The sequence below is a fragment of the Aestuariibacter sp. GS-14 genome (genome assembly GCF_006494365.1).
GTDB classification, from domain to species: domain Bacteria; phylum Pseudomonadota; class Gammaproteobacteria; order Enterobacterales; family Alteromonadaceae; genus Alteromonas; species Alteromonas mangrovi.
On the sequence record NZ_VHIP01000005.1, the window covers coordinates 1 to 22,200 of the forward strand.

Annotated in this window: 19 protein-coding genes, 4 tRNA genes and 1 pseudogene; 2 read left to right on the plus strand and 22 right to left on the minus strand. The window is 48.8% G+C overall.

The features are described from left to right. The 22 genes and pseudogenes from FJ444_RS21495 to FJ444_RS09700 form a co-directional block, all read right to left on the minus strand. A pseudogene (locus FJ444_RS21495) lies at nt 1-74 on the minus strand (elongation factor Tu); the annotation flags it as partial. A 67-nt stretch (nt 75-141) separates the two neighbouring features. After that, nucleotides 142-217, minus strand: a tRNA-Thr gene (locus FJ444_RS09600). Nucleotides 218-225: 8 nt separating this feature from the next. Continuing rightward, nucleotides 226-300 (minus strand) — tRNA-Gly (locus FJ444_RS09605). A gap of 33 nt (nt 301-333) precedes the next feature. Beyond that, nucleotides 334-418: transfer RNA gene (locus FJ444_RS09610), tRNA-Tyr, on the minus strand. Between the two features lie 13 nt (nt 419-431). Then, nucleotides 432-507, minus strand: a tRNA-Thr gene (locus tag FJ444_RS09615). A gap of 126 nt (nt 508-633) precedes the next feature. Continuing rightward, a complete protein-coding gene (locus FJ444_RS09620) occupies nt 634-1,368 on the minus strand; it encodes a type III pantothenate kinase (RefSeq protein ID WP_140958073.1) in 735 nt (244 codons plus the stop codon). After that, nucleotides 1,358-2,332 (minus strand): bifunctional biotin--[acetyl-CoA-carboxylase] ligase/biotin operon repressor BirA, encoded by a 975-nt coding sequence (gene birA / locus FJ444_RS09625; RefSeq protein ID WP_140958075.1) that lies wholly within the window; start codon nt 2,330-2,332, stop codon nt 1,358-1,360. Before birA ends, FJ444_RS09620 begins: the two co-directional genes overlap by 11 nt. After that, nucleotides 2,329-3,321 carry a UDP-N-acetylmuramate dehydrogenase gene (gene murB, locus FJ444_RS09630; RefSeq protein ID WP_140958076.1) on the minus strand — a complete coding sequence of 331 codons (993 nt, stop codon included), beginning with the start codon at nt 3,319-3,321 and terminating at the stop codon, nt 2,329-2,331. Before murB ends, birA begins: the two co-directional genes overlap by 4 nt. Nucleotides 3,322-3,447: 126 nt before the next feature. Further along, the gene (locus FJ444_RS09635; protein WP_140958078.1) at nt 3,448-4,437 is read right to left on the minus strand and encodes an LPP20 family lipoprotein; all 990 of its coding nucleotides are present in this window, start codon (nt 4,435-4,437) and stop codon (nt 3,448-3,450) included. Further along, the gene (locus FJ444_RS09640) at nt 4,437-6,278 is read right to left on the minus strand and encodes a right-handed parallel beta-helix repeat-containing protein (RefSeq protein WP_140958080.1); all 1,842 of its coding nucleotides are present in this window, start codon (nt 6,276-6,278) and stop codon (nt 4,437-4,439) included. The genes FJ444_RS09635 and FJ444_RS09640 overlap by 1 nt, the downstream gene beginning before the upstream one ends. Further along, on the minus strand, nt 6,275-7,267 hold the full coding sequence (locus FJ444_RS09645) for an MlaD family protein (protein ID WP_140958082.1): 993 nt from the start codon (nt 7,265-7,267) through the stop codon (nt 6,275-6,277). Before FJ444_RS09645 ends, FJ444_RS09640 begins: the two co-directional genes overlap by 4 nt. Continuing rightward, nucleotides 7,264-7,920: an ATP-binding cassette domain-containing protein gene (locus FJ444_RS09650; protein WP_140958084.1), complete on the minus strand. Its 657-nt coding sequence runs from the start codon at nt 7,918-7,920 to the stop codon at nt 7,264-7,266. The genes FJ444_RS09645 and FJ444_RS09650 overlap by 4 nt, the downstream gene beginning before the upstream one ends. Further along, nucleotides 7,917-8,708, minus strand: coding sequence for an ABC transporter permease (locus FJ444_RS09655; protein WP_140958085.1), 792 nt, complete (start codon nt 8,706-8,708; stop codon nt 7,917-7,919). The genes FJ444_RS09650 and FJ444_RS09655 overlap by 4 nt, the downstream gene beginning before the upstream one ends. Beyond that, on the minus strand, nt 8,698-9,465 hold the full coding sequence (locus tag FJ444_RS09660) for a hypothetical protein (protein WP_140958087.1): 768 nt from the start codon (nt 9,463-9,465) through the stop codon (nt 8,698-8,700). The genes FJ444_RS09655 and FJ444_RS09660 overlap by 11 nt, the downstream gene beginning before the upstream one ends. Next, entirely contained in the window at nt 9,440-10,150 is a 711-nt protein-coding gene (locus FJ444_RS09665) for a M48 family metallopeptidase (protein WP_140958089.1), read from the minus strand. Before FJ444_RS09665 ends, FJ444_RS09660 begins: the two co-directional genes overlap by 26 nt. Next, on the minus strand, nt 10,147-11,187 hold the full coding sequence (locus tag FJ444_RS09670) for an LPP20 family lipoprotein (protein WP_140958091.1): 1,041 nt from the start codon (nt 11,185-11,187) through the stop codon (nt 10,147-10,149). The genes FJ444_RS09665 and FJ444_RS09670 overlap by 4 nt, the downstream gene beginning before the upstream one ends. Nucleotides 11,188-11,199: 12 nt before the next feature. Beyond that, nucleotides 11,200-12,636 carry a murein transglycosylase domain-containing protein gene (locus FJ444_RS09675; protein ID WP_140958093.1) on the minus strand — a complete coding sequence of 479 codons (1,437 nt, stop codon included), beginning with the start codon at nt 12,634-12,636 and terminating at the stop codon, nt 11,200-11,202. Then, the gene (locus FJ444_RS09680; protein WP_140958094.1) at nt 12,617-13,057 is read right to left on the minus strand and encodes an LPP20 family lipoprotein; all 441 of its coding nucleotides are present in this window, start codon (nt 13,055-13,057) and stop codon (nt 12,617-12,619) included. The genes FJ444_RS09675 and FJ444_RS09680 overlap by 20 nt, the downstream gene beginning before the upstream one ends. Beyond that, the gene (locus tag FJ444_RS09685; RefSeq protein WP_140958095.1) at nt 13,054-13,446 is read right to left on the minus strand and encodes a hypothetical protein; all 393 of its coding nucleotides are present in this window, start codon (nt 13,444-13,446) and stop codon (nt 13,054-13,056) included. Before FJ444_RS09685 ends, FJ444_RS09680 begins: the two co-directional genes overlap by 4 nt. Continuing rightward, nucleotides 13,447-16,254: a hypothetical protein gene (locus FJ444_RS09690; RefSeq protein WP_140958096.1), complete on the minus strand. Its 2,808-nt coding sequence runs from the start codon at nt 16,252-16,254 to the stop codon at nt 13,447-13,449. 16 nt (nt 16,255-16,270) lie between these two features. Further along, nucleotides 16,271-18,268 carry a CsgG/HfaB family protein gene (locus tag FJ444_RS09695; RefSeq protein ID WP_140958097.1) on the minus strand — a complete coding sequence of 666 codons (1,998 nt, stop codon included), beginning with the start codon at nt 18,266-18,268 and terminating at the stop codon, nt 16,271-16,273. A 9-nt stretch (nt 18,269-18,277) separates the two neighbouring features. After that, nucleotides 18,278-19,363 (minus strand): hypothetical protein, encoded by a 1,086-nt coding sequence (locus FJ444_RS09700; protein ID WP_140958098.1) that lies wholly within the window; start codon nt 19,361-19,363, stop codon nt 18,278-18,280. Between the two features lie 390 nt (nt 19,364-19,753). Here FJ444_RS09700 and FJ444_RS09705 point away from each other — a divergent pair, with 390 nt between their 5' ends. Both FJ444_RS09705 and FJ444_RS09710 read left to right on the plus strand, forming a co-directional pair. Further along, nucleotides 19,754-21,298, plus strand: coding sequence for a bifunctional diguanylate cyclase/phosphodiesterase (locus tag FJ444_RS09705; protein WP_140958099.1), 1,545 nt, complete (start codon nt 19,754-19,756; stop codon nt 21,296-21,298). 223 nt (nt 21,299-21,521) lie between these two features. Then, the gene (locus tag FJ444_RS09710; RefSeq protein ID WP_140958100.1) at nt 21,522-22,196 is read left to right on the plus strand and encodes a YitT family protein; all 675 of its coding nucleotides are present in this window, start codon (nt 21,522-21,524) and stop codon (nt 22,194-22,196) included. Nucleotides 22,197-22,200: the final 4 nt, after the last annotated feature.

The following is a 22,200-nucleotide window of genomic DNA, read 5'->3' on the forward strand; positions in this document are numbered from 1 at the left end:
TTACCGTGGTCAACGTGGCCGATAGTACCAACGTTTACGTGGGGTTTCTTACGTTCAAACTTTTCTTTTGCCATTTTCTAATATCCCAGCAAAGTCGATTTAGGTGAAAAAACAAGTTCTAACATGAGCTGGGGAGAAATATGGTGCTGATAGGCAGATTCGAACTGCCGACCTCACCCTTACCAAGGGTGCGCTCTACCAACTGAGCTATATCAGCACGGGACTTGGAGCGGGCAGCGGGAATCGAACCCGCATCATCAGCTTGGAAGGCTGAGGTAATAGCCATTATACGATGCCCGCAATCCTAATTCTCTGGCCACCTCAATGAAAAAGTGGTGGAGGGGGCAGGATTCGAACCTGCGAAGGCTGAGCCGTCAGATTTACAGTCTGATCCCTTTGACCGCTCGGGAACCCCTCCAGAGATTGATGAATGGTGCCGACTGCCGGAATCGAACTGGCGACCTACTGATTACAAGTCAGTTGCTCTACCAACTGAGCTAAGTCGGCTCCTCATCAAGTGGGTGCGAATTCTAGAGTAATGAATCACTCGGTGCAATAGTCTTTTGCGAAAATTTTTCTTTTTTTTGTCTAAGTGGTCATTTATTTACCAACTCGACGTTTAATTGAGCAATCTCAATCAAAAGAAGCATTTTCAGCATAGCGGGCTAGGCCGTCTATCACCAAATTCGCGGCGCTGAGGTTACCACTCCCCTCGGCACTTGTCAGCAGATTTTTATCACCACCGGTGCAAATGACTAAATATTCATCAAATTGTTCAGCTAAATACCGCTTGGCAGCAATTACCGCCCCCTGCACCGCAGCCAGACAGCCCATAGCAACGCATTCTTCCGTGTCTGTACCAGCCAAAAGCTGTTTGGGCACATTTTTATCCTGAGTGACACGTTTTGTTGCACTAACCAATGCATTTTTCATCGTTTGATAGCCAGGCAGGATCCAACCGCCTAAATGTTGACCATCTGCCACAAAATCAACGGTTATTGCAGTTCCGGCGTCGATAACCGCAAACGGTAAATTGGTTCTGCCTGCCGCGCCCACCATTGCTAACCAGCGATCCACGCCCATTTTTTGTGGATTCTTATAACTGTTTTTAATGCCAAAGGCCTGCTGAGGTGTAGCAATAACATGCAAAGTGATATTGCGGGCCGAACAAAACGCGGTAAGCGCCTGCTCGGCCTCCTGATTAGCTACATTAGATAAATACACCTGCTCGACGTCGGTGTGAGCAAGTCGCTCCAATAGCAATTCAACGGTACCCGCTATTTCGATGTCGTCACTGGCATCAGATAACCAGCGATATTTAATACAGGTATTCCCTGTATCCACCAACAACACCTTGTTAGCCTGCACGCAAACTTACCTCGCCACCGTGAAAACGAGTTATACCGTCACTGGTTTCCAGTAACAGCGCACCACTGGCGTCAATGCCCCGGTTAATACCGCTGATACGTTTATTACCAGCTTTAATGACTACCGTGCGGTCGGCAAACCAATCCAGTTCCTGCCAGTCTGAGACAAACGGCTCGAAGCCCCGCTGTGTAAATGCGGGCAACAAGGTCCACAATTGTTCGATTATCCGCGCAGCTACGTCGTTGCGGTTGATTTCGGCCCCTAACACCTGACTCATATCTATGTGTGGCTGACCTACATCGAATTCGTTTTCGGGCACGGTTACGTTAAGTCCAATCCCGATGATACTGTCGGCTGGGGCACCCAATTGCCCTTCCACTTCAATCAATACGCCTGCGAGTTTTTTCCCATATAAATACACATCGTTTGGCCATTTGAGGCGCGCATCGTCCAATCCGCAATCCTTTAGCGCCTGACACACTGCAATGCCCACCAGCAAAGACAGCCCGGCCATACTCTGGTAACCGTCGTTAAATCGCCAGTACATCGACATAGTGAGACTACCACCAACCGGTGCCAGCCACTGACGACCATGACGTCCCCGGCCTGCCGTCTGAATTTCAGCCAGGATCACATCACCATTAGCTCGGGGAGTGGAACCCTCCTTCAGCTCCGTATTAGTAGACTCGATAACCTGGGCAACGCGCACCTTGCCTTTGAGTGGCATTTGGATCCGCTGTGTTATTTGGGCTTCGTCTAACAGAATGAACGGTCGGTTTAACTTGTAACCCTTTCCTTTTACTTTGAACACATCCAGCCCCCAGCCCGTTAGCTGGGTAATATGGCCAGCAATGGCCGTGCGCGACAACCCAAGTGTTTGCGCCAGCGTTTCACCAGAGTGAAATTCACCGTCGGCCAAGGTGCTCAACAAGGTTTGCCGGACTTCACGTGCTTTGGGTTTCATAGTGTCACCAATCCTGTTTTTCCTACCAGTCTGACTTCAGGCTCGAGCTGAACACCAAACCGGGTGTAAACGGTGTCGATAATTTCCCGGGCAAACGCCACAACGGCAAGGCCAGACGTTGCAGACTGATTCACCAGTACCAGAGGTTGATGCTGATAACTGCATACGCCGTCCCGGCACTGCCCTTTAAATCCCGCATTATCAATTAACCAGGCTGCAGGCACCTTCACGTTAGCGGCATCTACCTCAAAGCCCGGTACAGTGCCGTAGCGCCCACATAATTCAGTATAGTGTTGTTTGCTGATCACCGGATTTTTAAAGAAGCTCCCGGCATTACCCAGTAATTTAGGATCGGGTAATTTGCGCTGTCTCACCGCAATTACGGTGTTAAAAATGTCCTTAGCGGTGGGGTTAATCAGTGCGTCCAGTTCAGCATAACGGGTGATAGGCACAGCATTATGCGGCAGAAAAAAGTGCACGTGGGTGACAATCCATTTGTTGTGCTCCGGCCGTTTAAAAACGCTGTCGCGGTAACCAAATTCACATGCCTGCTGAGACAAACTGAACTGCTCACCGGTATCCAGTACCACCACATCTACCTTTTCTATGCGCTCACCCACTTCAAGGCCATAGGCACCGATATTCTGGATAGGGGCCGCGCCCACTGAACCGGGAATGAGTGCCAGATTTTCAAGGCCATGCCAACCTTGCTCAACGGTGTAAGTCACGAGATCATGCCAATTTTCACCACCACCTACCGTGAGACGCACACCCTCTTCATCGTGCTGAACATCGATGCCCTTAATGTCATTCACCAGAACCAGGCCTTCGAAATCGTCTATGAAGATACTGTTACTGCCGCCACCCAGTATGTACACCGGCATATCGGTGCGGTAGGCGGCCAGCAGTGACGCTACAGATGCGAAGGACTTTAGCTGTTTACAATGACTTGGAAGTGCAAACGTATGTCGGTGAGTAAGTTCTGGCATAGGAAAAAGTATGAATATTACAGGCCGGTAGTATGCCCTAATGCCCGGGGTGATGGCTAGCCGAATGGATTGCCTAACGGCCAGCCATCAGATTTGTCTGATAACTGGCACGGCTTACTGATGGTGTTAATCCAACACGATGATTACGCCTGCCTCACTAAAGAATCCGCTTTCATTGAGTGCTTCAATACGTTGGGCGTACTCGGTTGCCAGTACAATTTCGGTACGGGTATCACCGTAAGTACGCAGAGCTTTAACCAGCAATGGGCGACTACCTACCACCGGATGTTGCACAGCAAAGTCTACGTCGCGGGCAAACAACGACACCAGTTGGCCCCGCTCCAATAACCGGTCGCTCTTTTCTGCAGTGGAGTCAGGATACACAATACCACCGCGAAGCTGACGAATTTTAGGGCTTAACGAAGGAATAAAGTTACTGCCCCGCGCATCCACTACCAGTCCGGTTGGCTGTGTATCAGGTTTAATCGCAGGCGTTGCATCCTGACGTCTCTGAGTGGCAAGTTCCTGCTCAAGCACGGCTAACCGGCCTTTTACTTTTTCCACTTCCACCAGCCAGGGGGCTTTCTCCAAAGGCACATCATCCTGGGCGTAGGCTTTGGGCACTATCGCCAGTGCCAGCCACTCGAGTGGTTGCTTAACCCAGCTTTGCAGCCCTGCGGGCTTGTACAGTTCGTTGTATACGGCTTTTGATGCCGGGCCGCCCAGATTGATTGCCATTTCTATTTTACAGCTTCCATCTGGTGCCGGGGTCCGACTCAGTATGCGGGCATTGCGGATCACACCCTCAACCTGACTCTTTACCTCATCATTATTGAGCATGTAATTATCGATCACCGTTGTTGCGGTTACCCGCACGCCCTGGGTAGCCTCAAGCAGGTTGCGCTGGGCATCAACCACCGCTGCGCGACACGCCAGTAACGGCCCCGCATTACCCACCGCATTGGCTGGAGGCAATCCGTATCCTTCCGCCGCAATTTGCCCGGTGGTCCAGTTTACTTTACCGCCCGCGGCCGTCCATTCTTCGTAATGCGCATTTGCAGCCAATCCTGAAAAACCGGGTAGCATCAATGCCAGCGCTATACATACCTTTTTCATTATTCTGTCCTTATTTTGCCCAGTAAATTGGATGTGGTTGCTTTTGGATCCCAGGCGTTACCCGTAGCATCAATCTCATAGCTGGATGCATTTTGGATGTGGAAAGGGAAGTTGTTGCGAATCGTGCAATCGTTAATTTTAAGTTTGGCAAAATCACTCACCACCACACCTGATGTGTTACTCCCGTCCAGCAAACAGTGACGCAGGGTAACATTTGCTTCGCCTTCAATCATAACAGCCGTAAATTTACTGCCTATTATCTCAATGGCTTCCAGAAGCGGCTGACCAGATTTAATGGCAATGCCGATACCGCCATTGAACATTTGCACACCACTGATTTGAGTGGCTTTGTTATTTTCCAGGATCAGATACGGTGCACGGCGCTCAGCGTCGGCAACCGGGCCAATCCTGATAGCCTGTTTAAGCCCCCAAAAGTACGCCTCTCCGCGAATAGTAATGGTTGCCTGTGGATCAAATTGCAGTTCAACGCCCGGCTCTACATAGATTTCACTGTCCTGGGAAAACACAACCTGACCTTTAACCTGATAGGGACTAAAGGTTTTGGTGAGTGCCATTACACCGGTATATTCGCCCTGTAACGGACCGCTCAAATACGTTTGCTGACCCACTTCTTTGATATAGGTGGTGAGCGTGATGGATTTGGTATCACTGCTATTACCAGCCCGGTCTGCGGCAACTACTTTATATTCATTCAGACTAAAGGCTTCGGTTGTGATTGCCAGGTTGGCGAAACTGTCGGGGCCGGAATACACCACAGACTTTTCGCCATCTACCATGCGAAACACTGTGAATGTCTGCGCATCGTCCTCTGCTTGCCAGGACAGCTTTAATGTTGTTTCTGTTTGGCTGCCAACCAGATTTTTCACCGCGCCGGGCGGTGTATTATCAAAATTCACTAATCCGGCAATACTCAGCATGGTAGACGTGTTGCCATCTTTTCCTTGCAGGATACCGGTTACTGGCACACGCACCTGATTCCAGTCTGGTTGCACGGGAATTTTTGTAATGTACACGCCGGGTTCTACTTCTTTTAGCTGCACCCGCGCCACATTGCCAAGCTCTGCAAACGCCTGCAAGCCGGGCTCACCCTTCACACCTACTTCAAGCACATCAGAATAACGCAACCATTGTCCGGCCTGATCATGGATGACCGACTCGATAACAGGCCCGGCGTTACCGGCATAAGCTGAAGGCTGAGGGAAATCGAACGCCACTTTGCGGCCCAGTTCATCCGCAGCAGCCAGCAGGTTTTCATCATCCAGATTCATTGCAGCAATAGCGGCGTTTAACAACAATCCCCAGGCCGTCGTGGATACCCCACCAGCCCGTTGCGTCACTTCGTGTTCGCCGCTCCATACCACCTCGCCTTTGGTGTTATACAGCGACAACGCAACTTCCAGCCGAATTTCCGAATAGATACCTGCGAAAAACCGCTCAAAATCGACGACTTCGCCTACCAGAACACCTTCTACCCCCAGATAGGAAGCCATTTTAGTGTAGTCGACCGGGCCAGATGGCAGTCGCTTATCTACTTCAGCCGGGTGCATTAACGAAAAATTTCGCCCTGCCAGTTGACTGTTAATTACCTGGCGCAGCAAAGGCGCAGCAACCTTTTCTTCGGTGGTGTTGCTAAAAGGCAGAATGGCAATACTGCCAGGAATCTCCTGTTTATCGCCACTATTACCTGTATTGTTTTCAATAGAGCTGGACGCCGAGCGCTGAGGCTGACCTATCGAAATAGAATCCTTGGTACTCACAGTACAACCGGCAAGGGTGATCATCACCGCACCACACATCAGGCGCGTTAACAGCTTATTCATGATTCAGGTTCTCCTTGTGAAGTACCACTTTCAGACTGATACAGTGAGTCGTCGGGTGGGAACAGACCGTTGCCCGGGGAACGCTGGCCTGTATTTTTTGCAGGTGCCTGGCTGCCTTGCAGTAACCAGTGTTGTCGTAATTGTTGAGTCAACCCATTCACTTCAAACAACAAATTGTTCAGCAACGCCTGGGTTTCGGGTAATTCACTCACTGTCGGCTCAATATTACTGGCGATCTTATCGATACTTTTAATCAGGGCGCTGGATTGTTCCGCAACGTCAGTAAAGGCCCCCATATTGTCGGCCAGCGTTGCCTGCCCGCTTTGCAGCGTAGATTCCATTACCTTCATGGTTTGCTGCATTTGCGCCAGTACCGCAGGTAACTGCTGACTGGCGGCATTCATACTTTCAGTGAGGGTGGCAACGTTTTCCAGGCTGCGCGTCAGGTTATCCTGATTGCTGCTCACATTACTCACTATAGCATCAAGGTTAATCAGTATATCGGCCACTTTTTGCGACAACGCCTGAATATCCCATTCTTCCATAAGGGCTTTGAGCGATTTGGGTTCCGAGGCACTGAGAATCGCGCCATCCTGAAGTGGTGCGCCCTTTCCCGGAATAAACGCAATGCCGGCACCGGATAGCACATTATCGATATCGAGGGTGGAATCTACTTTAAGTTGGCTGCCTTCGGTATATAGCGCCTGATATTCCGTCTGCATCATCAGGGTAAGCGCCACATCACCTTTAGCAGTCAGGCCAATCGATTCAATGCGGCCCACATTTACCCCATTTAATCTCACCGGTGAGCCTTTGCTGAGCCCATAGGAAGAAGACAATATCGCACCAAACGACAACTGCTTGCCCTGCCCCTGTCGGGTATCTTCGAAAAATAGCCAGCCTGCCAGTACCAGGGCAATCACCACAAACAGCCCAAGCACAGTATCCTGTGCCCGGGAAGAGAGTGATTGTGATGGCGCGAAACTCATTGTATCGGCTCCAGTTTTCCCCCGGCTATCGCCAAGGTGCGATCCGCAAAGTCGGTTCTATCACCCACCGTAGTGGTCATCAGTACGGAATACCCGTGCGCTTGTTGCTCAGCAAGTAGCACATTCAGCATATTTTCCCGCATATCGAACGACATTCCACTTTGCACTTCATCCAATAATACCAGTTTGGGGCGAAACACCATTGCCCGCAACAAATTCATCAAACGGGTTTGTACATCGTTGAGCTGATGAGGCTCTTGTTGCAACAACGCCTTAACTTGTAATGCGTCAGCCAGCGGCGCTATGCGCTCCGCAATAGCCATTTCAGACATATCCGTGTGATACAGCAAGGGAAACGCAATATTATTATAGTTGGTAAAAATACTGAGTAAGCCACCGGCTTCAAAACCCATGCACGTTGCGCCAAACCGCGCTTGCTCGGTCATGTCTTTGAGCGCCATGCCATCCACCACTACATTACCACTGTCGGGGGAAAGCAACCCTGCTGCCAGCCTGAGTAAACTTGACCCGCCATCCAGCACACCGGTTTGCACGCAGACAATTTCCGAGGGTTTTAACTGCAGATTCAAATCCTGAAAAATAGGCCTTCCGTCAAACGCCAGGTCAATACTGTCCAGCTTCAGCCGCATCATAAGTACACCAGATACGACAGCCCAATGTTCAGTACAAAAAAGGCAAACAACTGAAAGGTATTGGAGTTTGAAATGGCACGAGAGACATCGGTAAAGCGATCTTCTACATGATAACCGAAATACAGGCTGGCCAGCCCAATCAGGCAACCACCCACCATGGCTTTGGTCATGCTCACCACCACCTCAACCACCGTTAATTGCTGCAACAGCGCCCGTATGTAATCGATTAAGGTGATCCCGCCATCGTGGTATAGCTCTATCATAGCAAATGACGTTAACACGCAAATCATATTGAAGTAGAAGAACATCAGCAGCAGTGAAACAGGAAACGCAAAAAACACCGGCAATAAAAACACCAGCGCCGGGCTCATGTGAACTGCCGACAAGGCATCGAACTGTCGGTACAACTGCATTTGTCCTACTTCTGCGGTAACGGCAGAGGCAGACCTGGCGATGAGAATGATGCCTGAAATCAATGGGCCTATTTCGCGATTGACCACGATATTAAAAAACTGTGCGTAATAATCAATAAACTGGGTATTGTTGGGGATCACCGCGTAGGCTTTCGACATAACAAAAATACCCAGTAACATGGCTATGATGGTATTAATCGAGGCTGCCCTGAGCCCGGAGTTGTATAGCTGCCGTTTAAACAGCAACCAAAAAATCCGGCGCCGTTGAGGCTTGAGCAGTTGCGGACAAGTATTAAGTGCTAACCCCAGTAATCCGATTATGCCAATCAATACATTGCCTGAACGTCTGGCTCCGCCGCCAATTTTACTGAGCATGAGGGATTTCCGCTGGGGTTTCCCGAGGGGTTTCCCTATGGGGTACCCGAAGGGTTTCCTGACGCCACTGGCGAACTTGCTGTGCTTTTTGAGTTTCGCCAAGCTGACTCAATATCAATGACGACCGGGCGGCGAGCTTCTCTGCCTGTTGCAGTTTATTATCCTGCGCGGCCAATTGGGCCAGCACAAAATACGTATCAGCCATATTGTGCTTTGCATTGTATCGCTCAAACAGGCTCAGTGCCTTTTCCAGTGCCGCTTGATGTTTAAAGTGTTTGCCGCTCACATAACACTGCATCGCCAGCGGTTCACTTTGCTGACTTACCTGCAAACAATCTTCCAGTCGCGCGGCCAGCAATTGCTGATAATAGTCATTGTTGTCTGGCAGCAATACTGTTGCGCGCTGATGATAAGCCGCATCGCGGGTAAGAAAATACAGGGCCATATTAGCCTGTGCCTGATCAACCACATTGTTCTGAATGATCGCCACGTCCAGATAATTGCTGCAATCTTCTGTGCCACCGGCAGTGGCAACACTGCGCTGACACAATCGCCAGAGCGCGTCGGACAGTAAGTCAAAATCGCCGTTGTCAAATGCGTTACTGGCAATGGCGCGCATGGCATAAGGCGAAAAAGCGGGATCTGCCGACAATTCGGCAAATGACTGGGCTGGCGTGGGGGGCGGTGGTGCACTGGCACAACCACCTAATACAGCCAGCAGGCACAACACACTATATCTTTTGATAGCCTGCTTCATAACTCAACCTCACCATGCGTGTCAGGGTATGCAGGTTATCTTCGGTATTGACATAGCGATTCAGCAAACGGTTTATTTCTTCCGGTGTCATATGCTGCTGCATAAATTCAATACTTTTGCGCAGCGGCTTTAATTCATTGGTAGATAACTGAATTTCCAGTAAATCCACGAAGTCATCGTAATCGCCTTTAAGAAACAACTTGCGGCAGCGACGCATAAAGTTCCAGTCAGAAAATTTACGCAGATACTTCGACATCACTGTACCGAGCGCAAATGCCAGCGCCATGGCCAGCAGATCAAATAATTTATCGAGTGTCAGCTCTTCCAGTTGCTGGGCCTTTTCACTTACCGATGCATTCGAAATAGCGCGTATCACTTCAATACGTTTTGCGGCGGTGGGACTGAGCGGATTGATTTCCAACGCCTGCATATACACCTGCTCTGCCAGCGTCATCTGCTTATTTTCGTAAAGCGCGTCACCATACAAAATCAATAACATATCATTGCCCGGAAACTGCTTATTCGCATTTTCCAGCAGGGCGATGGCGTTTTCAATTTCGCCTTTATCGATGAGTATCTGCGCTTGCACAATGGCTACTTTGGGCGATGACGGCTGCTGTGCATTTGCCACTACTGGCAAGCACAGCACACTCATTAGTAACCACGCAGCAAGCCGTTTTATCACCTGGCCACCACAATCATTACTTCAGCATTGCCCAACGCTTTTAACAGGGTTTGCTGTGATTTGAGTAGTGCTACCGCTTGATCAGAAATCACCAAATCGGAATTGCGCGACTTATAAATACCTTCCGCCGGAATAATTAATGGCTTCACAGCAATTCGGGAATTGCGTACGGCATCACCTACGTCAAAATCGTAAGAAACCGGTCTGCGGCTGATATTACCGTCTGCTAAATCGTCAGAATTAGGATAAATAATGTCGCCGTTCTTGTTGCGGATACGTGGAATGGTTGCCAGCTCAAAAGCACCCACCTGACTGGCATCAATCAGCACGCCAGTAAAATTGCTGTTGCTTTCATAGAATTCAATTTGTTGTTCTAATTGCGCGATCACCTGCTGCTGTGGCTGAGCACGCAGCATTTGCGTAATATTTTTTACCAGTTCCAGTTGATTGGGGTTGTCGATTACCAACACCTGCTGAGTACTGTCACTGGCCATTGCTTGTGGAAACAACGTTAATGCTGGCAGGCGAATGTTAGACGTGCTGGCCAGCACCCAGTCAACCGGCGCCTGATACCAGGCTGTTGCGCCCATACCGGCCTTTGCCGCTTGTGGCGCTATCATCTGAATAAAGCGCCCGTCCATCGACATCGTCATAGTCACGGTGGCAATGTCATTCTGGTAATGATCCGCGGTCATCGCCGCGCCCTTGATCATGGCTTCCAGACTGGTTTTTACCGTATCGCTTTGCGTCACCATTTGCTCAACAACGGTTTCAGACGTTACGCGCACGCCACGTACCATTTCGGCCAGGTTTCGATAAGCATCCAACTGCGCGGCTCTTCGAGCCAGTAAACGCTGTTTAACCAGCGGCACATCATCAGGCGCAACCCCATAACCATAAGCGGAAATCACCCCGGTAGACCAGTTGATTTGACCGCCCGCCTGCTGCTGTACCACGTCGTCTGCACTGGCTGAGCCTAATAATAAACTACTGCATAAGGTCAGTAGTGTAAGAACGGTAGTTGAAGACTTTTTCATAAGGTTGACTCGCTATGCGTCAAATTGCTTGTATTTTTCCATTCGGGTTACCACCTTTTTCAGGTAGTTCCTGGTTTCCTGTGCCGGTAAATGCGTAAGCAGAAAATCATACACATCACCGGGTGCCATTTGATTAATGGCATCTACCGCAGCACTGATACTTTTGGTTCCTGTAAATGTTCTGGCAACATTACCCACACCGGTGTTGTAGCTTGCAACAGCGCAGTAAAAACGTGCGGTAGGATCGCTTATTTTGCGCAAATAACGATGGGTTAACAGGTGAAAATACGCCGAGCCGAGTTTGAGGTTATTTTCCTCGTTAAATAAATAATCGGCGCTAACGATTTTCTTTTCGCCATGTACGAATAAATGCGCGTCCAGTCCGGCAGTTTTAGGTACCAACTGCATTAAACCAAATGCGGGAATAGGTGACACCGCACGCGGATTAAAGCTTGATTCGGTTTCGATGATCGCCATGATCACCGACACGGGCACGTCGTACTGCTCTGCATAATCCTTGATTTCGTTGAAGTACTGCCCAAACAGTTTTTCCTGGTAGTCGTTAACGAACGCGATACGCAGTTGCAAGCGTGTTTGTCCGTTTTCTTCAATCACATCCACAACGGGCAAGGCTGGCGCTGTACTTTTGGGTTGGGGTGTTGCAGCAACCTTCGTATCCTGAGCTGGCAACTGATTGATTCGTGAACCCGCCTCTTTTTCTTGTTTCACCGCTTCAGGCTTGCTTTCCACTCCTGCTGGATTTACCGGACCGGCTAATGCTGTAATAGCACTAAGTTGCTTGCTTTGCGTGACAGTATTGCTCTGTTTAGCGACTGGATGCTTCGTTTCCGCTTCGGCTTCGGCTATTTTGGCAGCCAGTTGCTCATTAAGGTTCGCCAGATCGGAATCAATCTTAACCGGTAACACCGTTTGTATAGACGATTCCGTTGATGGAATAATCTCATTGGTTGGCTCTGTCACTTGCGCCACTTCTTCGATAACAGCCTGACGCAACACATCCTGCGCGTCCAGTTGCTCCGGAGTAGCCGTCGCAATAGATCCCGACATGGCCATTAGCTCTGCTAGTTTTTCCTGTACATTTGAGCCTGGCTCAATGATGGTTTCCACCACCAGTTCGCCTTTATCGAAATCGGCAATTGCCCTGCTTGTCATAGAGGCGTTGTAGGTTACCCAACGGTGACGGTCGGGCAAGGCACCATCCGGCCACTTAACTTCAATGCGTTTAGTTAAACCTTTGAAGGCTTTATCGATAGCTTTGTCTACGGCGTTGTATATGTCGTCTATTCGCTGCGCCTGGGTGTTAAATTCAAGGTCCATTTGCGCGCTGACTTCATCAAAATCATCTACCGACTGTGCAGATACAACACCAACACCGCTCACAGTGAGCGCCAGTAGCGAAACGACTAATTTAGTTTTGATTCGCCGCATTACTAATGGCCTCTAGACTTTCCTTTTGCTTGCAGATTTCAGCTTCGTTGGTTAAGCAAATCCCCAATGTCACTTCCGCTACCCAGGTACCTTCGGATTCATACACTTTCTCATCCACCACAACCGTTCCCTGAAGCCAGGTTTTCACGCGCGTGGCAATAATGTCGCTGCGAACTTCATATTCTTCAACTGTCGATCCCGCGCGAATTTCGATACCTTTAACCTGCTCAGATAACTGACGTTGCGCATCCAATTGGGCTGCGCGCTTGGCTAGCATACGGGCCTGGGCATTTGTTTTGGCCATAGCGGGATCAATGGTGCCAAACCCCAGTGCAGTAACCACGCCAGGCAACGAGTCCTGTGCCTGAGCAATTCCAACACAACCCAACAGTACCGCAGCAGTTAACAATTTACGCATCATGGTTGAATACCTTTCTTTTTGAGAACTTCGTCGTAAACGCTGTTCACCAGGTCAATTTCAACCCCTTCACGAACTGAATCCATCAGTTGGTCTACAACATCTACTTTAAAGGCACCCGACAGTAAAAACTGACGAATACTCAGTAATTCGCGTTTGCATGCAATCGGCGCGTGCACAATGGTGGAATCAATAGAATTCACTTTTAAATATAATTTTGCTTTCGCTACCACACAGGCGCGGTAATTATCCCGCAGCGTGCCCAATTCCTTTGATTCGCTCACTTTTTTAATCGCCGACAACTCGTTGGCAATGGCACCCGACGCTGTTACCAACAGCAGGCCGGCGCAGATTGCCGTTGCCATGCCTCGCAACTTCCTTAACATAATCATTTATTGGCCTCCTCCGGCCACAGCAGTAGTGGTGATTTCCACCGATGAAGAGGGATTACCTTCGAGTTCGTCGATATCAATTGCGCTAACGCGATAGCAATAACTTCTGCCACCTGACACATCTGCGTCCACATACGAGGTATTTTTCACACTAGCCAGTTTTCTGAGGCTGCTACAACCCGACCCGCGATACACCTGGTACACACCAATATCAGACTCGGGATTGGCCTGCCAGTTGAGTACCACATTCGGTATGGATTCAGACGCAACCAAACCCTCTACATTTGCAGGCACGGGTTTAGTTTGCGCTACCACCGAGGCCGAAGCCGGACCAATTGCGTCATATTGATTATAGGCGACAATCTGGTACTCGTACTCAGTGCCGTCTTTCAGCTTCTTAAAGAAATTGCCTTCGTCTGCATATGAGCTACGGGTACGGCTGTCCAGCGTGTCCAACAGGTCGAAGCTGCTGCCGTCCTTGCGATAAATTTTATAGCCTTTTACGTCCGGGTCAGTAAGGGGCACCCAGCTAAGCACGACTTTCTTCACTTCGCCACTGACAGCCTGAAATTGATCAGGCGGCATCGGTACAGGCTTGGTAGTTGCACTTACAATATTGGATTGTTCTGTTTCGGTATCGCCATCAACTGCGGTAATCACATAGTCATAGGTGACACCGTCGGCAAGGTTGCGCCTGTCGTCATCGCTAAACTCAGTGATAGACGGCGTAGTAATATTTTTTATTAACTTCCAGCTTGCACTACCTTGCAACCGACGATAAATGCGGTAACCGTCGATGTTACGGTGTTGACTCCACGACAGATCCGTTCTGCGCAGTCCGCCTTCGGCAGTAACTTGCAGTGCAATAGTATCGGGGCTCTTGGCGACAGCATAATCTGACGGGTCGCTCAGCAGACCGTCCTTGTCTTCGGCAACCACATAATAGGACGTCTGCGCATAAGGTTTTAAATCACTGTCGGCAAACTGTGTCTCACTGGCCGGCACCGTTGCTAATTGTTGCCAGCTCCCATTGTTCCAGCGCCGGTACAAACGGTACTGCTTAATGTCGATTTCGTTGGAGGGTTCCCAGCTAACCAGTATGCTGCTGGCCTGCACGGTCAACACCGGACTGCCAGCCTGATCAGGACGTGGTTTAGTGACTGCAGTTTGTGTTTGAGAAACAACCCCAACCCCACCAAATTTATTGGTAGCAACCACCAGATAATGGTACTCCTGCCCATCTTGGAGAGGCTTGCTGTTATCAACGCCATCTACAAACTGCGTTTTGGTTTTGCCACTCACATTAGCCAGTTCATCCAGTAAAGTCTCGGGTGTCAGTGCTCCCTGTGTACGGAAAATGCGATAACCCGTAACATCGTTGTCGGGCACTTCAGACCAGAGCAGGTGTACGGATTTCACTCCTCCAGATGCCGAGAACTCTGCAGGGGCAGGCAATTTCTTTGTGGTTTTTTGTACAATATTGGTTCGAGCGGATTCAGATAGTCTGTCGTACAGGGTTACGGTGTATTCGTAAGTAATACCATCTCCCAGTTCCTTGGTGTCAGTGTATTGCCCTCCGTGTCCTGCAGCAACTTCGGCTACTGGTGCCCAGTTTGCAGAGCCTGCTTCACGTCGATATACCTTTACACCATATTCACTTGCCGTTGGTTGCCAGGCAAGGCCCACTTCACGCGTTAATTCCGCTTCATTTACCGTTAGCGTAACAGAGGGGGCACTGGTGATTTGAATGGGTGATGACTTCGCACTTTCCTTGCCACTAACGGTGAGCGTGGTGACTGCAAATTCGTATTGTTTGTCTGCTTCCAGAATATTTACCGCGGTTACCGAATAATTAATCTTACCGGTGTCTTCCACTTTTACTGCCAGTTGCCACTCACCGCCCGATTCGCGGTAGTACACCTGATAGGCTGCGGTTTTCTCTTTGTTAGCAATAGAGGGTACAAAGTCGAGCGCCACGCCATTAACAAAGATCTGATGTGACAATATGGCCGGAGCGGTAACATCGGTGGCCACTTCTGCTTTCGAAATGCTGGCCCGGGCGAGCATGCCCCCGTCAATTTCGTCACCCGATTCAAGAATAATGTCCAACCGGTAAAAATAGGTGCCGCTTTGTGGAACCCGGTTATCCACGTATTTGGCTTCGGTTGTGCTTTCCACAAACTCAAATGGGCCAGATTCAGATTCTCCGCGATACAGGTTGTAGTAGAAAACCGGACCAAGCTCTATCGTTGCCCATTCCAGTAATACCTGCTCGCCTTTAATTGTGCTTCGGAATTGTGTTAAAGAGGATGCTGCTGAAGAAGTGTCGGGTTTAACCGATTGCGCTTTGCGAATTCGTCGTTCCAGTGATTCAACAATCTCTGCCGCTCTGGAAACCAACTCACCCTGGGTCAGAAAGCTTTCCTGCCAGATAGACGCTTCTCTGGAATTACTAACATCAACCAGTTTGAAATCGACAATAATCGTGGCGCGTTTAATGTCGATGGTGCCGGTAAGAATAAAGTTAACACCTAAATCATTACCGTAAGTGATCACTTTATCGGTATCGGCAACTTGCGCACCGCCAATCCGATAAAGTCCTTCTTCCATTTGACGGCGAGATAGTAGCTGGTAAGTTTGCGTGCGTTCCAACTCCTTGCGCATCGAAAACAACAGGTCACCATCCAGCCCGATTGCATCTATGCTGGCTGGCGTTAAATTAAATAACGCCAGACTGGTTTTACCCTGAACAACAGCTGGGATGCATAACATCACCAGCACAAGTAACCTGTTAATCACTCTGCGCATATCCCTCGCCTACTGCTTAGTTTTTAAACTGATAAGTATCGATAATTTGCTCAATATACCCATCAATTTTTGATGAAATGGGTGAATTAATATTTGATTTCACTTTTTCATCAAACATGGCGTTGATAAATTGTTCCAGCGCAGCGAGTGGCTCTTTACGTCTCAGCAGGAATTCCTCACCTTGCTCAAAGTAACCAACCTCGCGGTTGCGCAGCGGTTGCAATACTTTACGCGACAGGTCTTCTACCACCTGATCTGCCATCATTTGCAGCATTTCTGTGTCGGTAGCAATTTCCAGTGGATCGTAAGGCACATTGGCGTCTTTTACGCCATCATTACCTTCGTCTTCTTTTACCAGGCGTGAGCGAATGGTATCTACACTTACGTTCTGGCCTGTAGAAACATCAACAATCCGGTAAGAAATTTCAATAAAGCCCACTTTTTTGGCTTTGGTTACGGTGTACTCTTTTTCAGCGTATACCGGCACCATGATTTTGGCCTGTGGAGCAGACTGCAAATCTTCTTTCTTAGGATTCGGATTCAGTGCCTGCCAGTTCAGGAAGTCAATGTTGTCCTGAATTTCCTGACCAACCTGATAACGCACAGTTTCGGCGCTCTCAGAGCGGGTTTGATCTACTTTGAACAGCAGTACGGAACCCATAATTGCCACATCGATACCGTACAAACGGCCCATTTCCTTGGCCGTATCCTCTGATACCACACCAATCTGGCCCAGTTTCATCTCTTCCAGAATCGATTTTAAGTTTTCACGCTCAAGTATATTGATATCCTTGCTTGCGTTGTTAAACAGGTTGGAAATCAGTTTACCTGCAATTAAACCACCAGCGTCCATGTTATAAGACGGGCTTTTGAAATCGAATACCGCAATCGACTTCACCACGCGTTCACGGATTTTGTCCTGTACGTCACGTGATTTTTCAAACAAACCGTCCATTAACGGGTCCAGTTTGCCAATCAGCTCATACATGTACCAGGCTACACCGTAATTCCCGTTATCCAGGTATTCCAACGCAATGTCTTCTGCCTTGGAAACAACTGCATTGCGCAGTGCTACAGCACGCGCCGGTAATGCTCCGCCCGTTGCTTCATCAATCTGAACAGCCAGCATTACTGCGCGGGCAATGTATCCCTGTTGGAGCAAGCGCGTACCTTCCAGTACTTTCTCGTCTACCTGCTTCTCAACGGCTGTCACTTTCCATGAGCGGCAGTCCTGATCGTCACCCGACAAGGCAAGTACCTTGTTACAGGCAAACTCTACCTGCGCCCAGTTCTGAACATCCATCGACTCTGCCGCCAGGCTCTTGAAGAATATTGGCGTATTCTTTGAGTCTGCATCGTCTGCCATCTTTTTAGCGATGGCATTCGTTGGATCCAGCATATTAGCTTTGCGGGCAGCCAGTTTCGCTTCTTCAAATTCATAGTTTACAAACGCTTTCTTCGCTTGTAACAGGTAATCACGCGTACCTTCGGTTTTAATACGCGATGCCAGTGGTACCGATGCTTCAAAGTTCGGATACAGCTTCTGAACCTGTTGCAACGTTAAGTTCGCGCGAACCCAATCCTGGCGATCAATCAGCGCCAGCGCTTCAGAGTATTTCTCTTTCACTTCGTCAATCAGCGCGGTTCTGGATGTAGTGATCGTACTTTCCAGTTCGGCAATGGCGGGCAAACCTGAGGAGAACTTTTTCGCTTCATTTACCAGCGATTCAGCTTTTTCAATAGCATTAATGTCTACACTCGCACCATTAAGCAACGTTTGCGCCTGGCTCAGCAAGTCCTGGGTGGCCTTCAACCGCATACTGCTCAATTGCGCAGCGTACTGCTTGTTATCAGGTTCCTTAGCAATAGCCTGCTGCAAGTACGCAATGGCTTCTGCGTAGTTACCGGCTGCCGCCAATTGTTGAGATACGTCAAACTCTTTCTTTCCCTTGCCCGTTGATTGACACCCTGCTAGGGCTGACAATACCAGAGCGGCCAGTACATACCGTCTCATTGTTTATCCTCAAACTTTGGTTGCGGTGATTTTATTTCCAGACACGCCAAGAATGGTCATTTGGTGACGCTGGGCAATTTGGCTTGCCAACAACTCTTCGTAAAGCTGTTCGGTCCACCCTTTGTAGCTAATTACCAGATGTGCAACACCATTGGCGATGGTTGATACTTCAATTTGTTCCACTGCCGGCATGGCATCCTGGAGTGCTGCTTTCACCTGATTGGCAGTTTCCAGTGATTCAACGCCTTCAATGTCTAAAAATATGTTGCGCGCCTGTACCTGTTCGAGGTGCCAGAACTTGATAAGCTGCTTGCGCAATTGTGGCCATTCTTTGCGGATAATGTCAGCAGACAATTTGCTGAAAATACTGTTGGATTTTACCCCGGGTTTACTCGCACTCTTGACGCCGGCGGCCAGCACCTGATTGTCGCCCACGCGGGTAATTTTCATACCCAGCGTCAGCTCATTGGCATTAATTTGCATGCCCTGAAATTCATCAGGTTTAATTTGCGCATCAACGGTTAAGTTCACGGCAAATCCTGCATACACAGGTTCGGATTCGTCAAACACCTGGAAACCATCACGCAATAAACGCTCTACCATCTCATTACGCACATTTTGCGCAACAATTTCATTTTCAGAGGTATCGTCGATCACCACGGTTATACGAGGCATTTTAGTCCAGCCCATAGAGGCCTGGATTTGTGCAACTTTATCGACCAGTGCATTTACCCGGACATCTGCCTGAATAACCACTTCGTACACGCCGTTGTCGCCGGGGCCGTCGTACATGATTTTATATTCGTCAATCTGGCCAGCGGTGCTGGAGTAGATTTGGTCTTTACCTAAAAGATAGTTATTCACATCGGTGCGCGAGCGAACAAAGGTCCCTACAACCTGCTCCACCGCTGCGCGTTTGGCGTTTTCCAGCGCGACCTTTCGCGCTTCTACCATATTGCCTTCAGTAAATTCACTGATCCCTTTGGCTTCCACCAGTTTCGCAGATACAACTGAACTGAACCCGGCGCTTAACAAAGCGCAGAGCGTGAATGCGACGCGAAACAAACGGCCTACGCTTCCATTGCACACTAACATGGTGTCTCCAATTACCAACTTTTAAACCACAAGTGGTAAATATAATCCAATTGTTGGGTTATTGCACTAATACAACTCGTTCATCGCAGTTTATCCAGATTTCACCCGTATTGTCTCCACCAAAAGTACCTTTTTAAGGATTTTTATCGCGAGTTAACTGTATTAACGCAAAACAATTTACAAACCAATAACAAAGTCACATCGACAACTGTTCCTACCTGTTGCCAAATCGCGTCATATTCAGACAAAAGCGCAAAATTTTGCGTGTATATATTCAACAAAGGTTTATTATCATTATTGAATACACACGTTTAACGGCCAGGCTGTAAGGCGGAGTTTGCGCGGTAGAAGGCAACTGCCATTGGTCATCAAACCCAAAAGGAAACAGGCATGCAAAGTGATTCCACTGGTATCTGGTATTTTGAGTGTCAGGTAGCCGAACTGGAGAGTTACTTACTGTCGCTACAGCGTCGGTCGGTTATCTATCCAGACGAATGTGAGTTTCTTCTTCAGCACAAAAACGAACTGCAAGCCACTTCCAATCAGAACACCCGCGGCGTTGTGCCCTTGTGCCATCGCTGTGTTACGTTGATTCAAAAAGATAACCTGATAGAGATCATCGTTAACCGGGAACAGGAAAAAATAGATCACGTCACACAATTACCCCTGCGTGTGGCCCTTTTGAGACAGATAGAAATCTGGTATCAAACATCGCCCAATGCGATTACCGGGATTTGCTTAGTAGAGCTGGACGGGTTTAGCAACATTAACGATACCGTTGGCCATGCCACCGGCGATTCCATTCTGTTTGAAATTGCGCGCCGTCTTGAACGATACAATAGCCACAAGTTTAAGTTGGTGAGACTGCATGGCGATGAATTTGCCCTGGCGGTTACCAATATGAGCAGCCACGAAGAGATTTGGGGCGTATCGAAATGGATAGGTGACCAGTTTGAAGCCCCCTTTAATACACAAAAAGGCGCGGTTTTCCTTACCCCTTCAATAGGTATGTCGCTGAATATTAATACCAATGGCGAACCTGTATCGTTGCTCGAATGTGCCTATGTAGCGTTAAATCATGCGAAGAGCGATCCGCTTACCCGGGAAAAATTGTTTAACCCGCAGCACGAACAGAAAATAATCCGCCAGGTATTGCTTGAATCCCAGCTAAATCAGGCGCTTGACGATGAAACCGATCTGGAAATCTGGTATCAGCCCAAGCAAAGTCTGCACAATATGCACATCAGTGGCCTGGAAGCGTTGATCCGCTGGCGCCACCCCAACGACGGTTTGATATCCCCCGGGGAATTTATTCCGCTGGCAGAACGCACTGGACTGATATGCAAAGTGACCGATTTTGTGGTTAAGCAGGTCGCCAGAGATCTGCCCACCTTGCGAAAGCAAGGCTTTGAAGGAATGATATCGATAAACATTTCTGCCAATGATTTCTTGCGGCCCAATGTTGTTCAGGCGCTGCTCGACATTATTACCGAACAGCAAATCAGTACGTCCGATATTGAGTTAGAAATAACAGAAGGCGCGTTCATCAGTGATTTTGACCACTGTATCCTACTGTTAAACTCCTTGAAAGAAGCAGGGTTTGCGTTGTCAATTGACGATTTTGGCACCGGCTACAGTTCGCTGAGTTATCTGACTAAACTACCGGTAGACACGGTAAAAATTGATATGAGTTTTGTTCGCGAACTCGCCGCGTCGACGCAAGCCAGAAAAGTGTACAAAGGAATGATTGATATTTGTAAAGCGCTCGACTTTAAAGTGCTTGCCGAAGGCGTCGATCACGACGACCAGCGTGCAGTGTTAAAAGACATCGGCTGCGACAGTATTCAGGGATACCTGCTGAGCAAACCTCTGCCACTGGATGCACTCGTTGGCTACCTGCTGGCAACCTGCAACAAAACACCTGATACGGAATGACGGGGCGCCCGTCATTCACAATTTTACTACACGGCCATTACACGGCTTCTACAATACGTAAAGCTGCCTTACCAGCCCAACGACAGCACCACCAGCCTGTCGGGACATCCCGGTGTATTCACTCTGCACCAGCAGTATAATACACACGCTCACTACAAGGACTTGTTTTCCTTTGTGTATTACCCGGTCCTGGTTATCTTTATTGACTATACGCTTAAGGCTTATGAAAAACGCATCACACAGTGTTTTCGAAGATGTTTTCGCTTTACTTTGCGCGGGATTATTTGTCGCGTTTGGTATTTTCCTGTTCCAGTCTCAGGAACTCATGGTAGGCGGTGCTGCGGGATTAGCACTGCTGGGTACCTATGCTTTTCCAGTTGAATTTGGCGTGTTGTTCTTCCTGGTTAATCTGCCGTTTTATTATTTAGCGTGGCATCAAATCAGCAAGCGGTTCATGATCAATACGTTTATTTCGGTTACCACAGTTTCGTTATTTTCAGAGTGGGTTCCCCGTTTTGTTAACCTGTCTATGATCGACCCATTTTTTGCCGCTATTTTCGGAGGCATTTTAATTGGTGTAGGTATGCTGATTATGTTTCGCCATAGTTCCAGTTTAGGCGGCCTGGGCATTCTGGCGTTTTACTTACAAAGCCGGTTTAACATTCGTGCCGGTACCTTTCAGCTTTGTGCCGACTCGGTCATTCTGAGCGTGTCTTTTTTGTTTATCGACACGCACCTGGTACTTATTTCGATTCTGGCAGCGTTTTGCCTGAACATGGTGATCTCGCTTAACCACCGCCCAGAACGTTATACCTTGCCACAAGTCGCCAAGCCTGCCGAGCAGCCAGCACAACCCAACACTACCGAAGTAGACCACTTACATCCGCAAAACAGTTAATTGC

Coding starts and splice junctions, on each gene's coding strand:
- FJ444_RS09695 (WP_140958097.1), bottom strand. CDS start 18,268: ATGAGACGGTATGTACTGGCCGCTCTGGTATTGTCAGCCCTAGCAGGG.
- FJ444_RS09635 (WP_140958078.1), bottom strand. CDS start 4,437: ATGAAAAAGGTATGTATAGCGCTGGCATTGATGCTACCCGGTTTTTCA.
- FJ444_RS09685 (WP_140958095.1), bottom strand. CDS start 13,446: ATGATTATGTTAAGGAAGTTGCGAGGCATGGCAACGGCAATCTGCGCC.
- FJ444_RS09645 (WP_140958082.1), bottom strand. CDS start 7,267: ATGAGTTTCGCGCCATCACAATCACTCTCTTCCCGGGCACAGGATACT.
- FJ444_RS09680 (WP_140958094.1), bottom strand. CDS start 13,057: ATGATGCGTAAATTGTTAACTGCTGCGGTACTGTTGGGTTGTGTTGGA.
- FJ444_RS09655 (WP_140958085.1), bottom strand. CDS start 8,708: ATGCTCAGTAAAATTGGCGGCGGAGCCAGACGTTCAGGCAATGTATTG.
- FJ444_RS09690 (WP_140958096.1), bottom strand. CDS start 16,254: ATGCGCAGAGTGATTAACAGGTTACTTGTGCTGGTGATGTTATGCATC.
- FJ444_RS09640 (WP_140958080.1), bottom strand. CDS start 6,278: ATGAATAAGCTGTTAACGCGCCTGATGTGTGGTGCGGTGATGATCACC.
- FJ444_RS09710 (WP_140958100.1), top strand. CDS start 21,522: ATGAAAAACGCATCACACAGTGTTTTCGAAGATGTTTTCGCTTTACTT.
- FJ444_RS09660 (WP_140958087.1), bottom strand. CDS start 9,465: ATGAAGCAGGCTATCAAAAGATATAGTGTGTTGTGCCTGCTGGCTGTA.
- FJ444_RS09650 (WP_140958084.1), bottom strand. CDS start 7,920: ATGATGCGGCTGAAGCTGGACAGTATTGACCTGGCGTTTGACGGAAGG.
- murB (WP_140958076.1), bottom strand. CDS start 3,321: ATGCCAGAACTTACTCACCGACATACGTTTGCACTTCCAAGTCATTGT.
- FJ444_RS09705 (WP_140958099.1), top strand. CDS start 19,754: ATGCAAAGTGATTCCACTGGTATCTGGTATTTTGAGTGTCAGGTAGCC.
- FJ444_RS09670 (WP_140958091.1), bottom strand. CDS start 11,187: ATGAAAAAGTCTTCAACTACCGTTCTTACACTACTGACCTTATGCAGT.
- FJ444_RS09675 (WP_140958093.1), bottom strand. CDS start 12,636: ATGCGGCGAATCAAAACTAAATTAGTCGTTTCGCTACTGGCGCTCACT.
- FJ444_RS09700 (WP_140958098.1), bottom strand. CDS start 19,363: ATGTTAGTGTGCAATGGAAGCGTAGGCCGTTTGTTTCGCGTCGCATTC.
- birA (WP_140958075.1), bottom strand. CDS start 2,332: ATGAAACCCAAAGCACGTGAAGTCCGGCAAACCTTGTTGAGCACCTTG.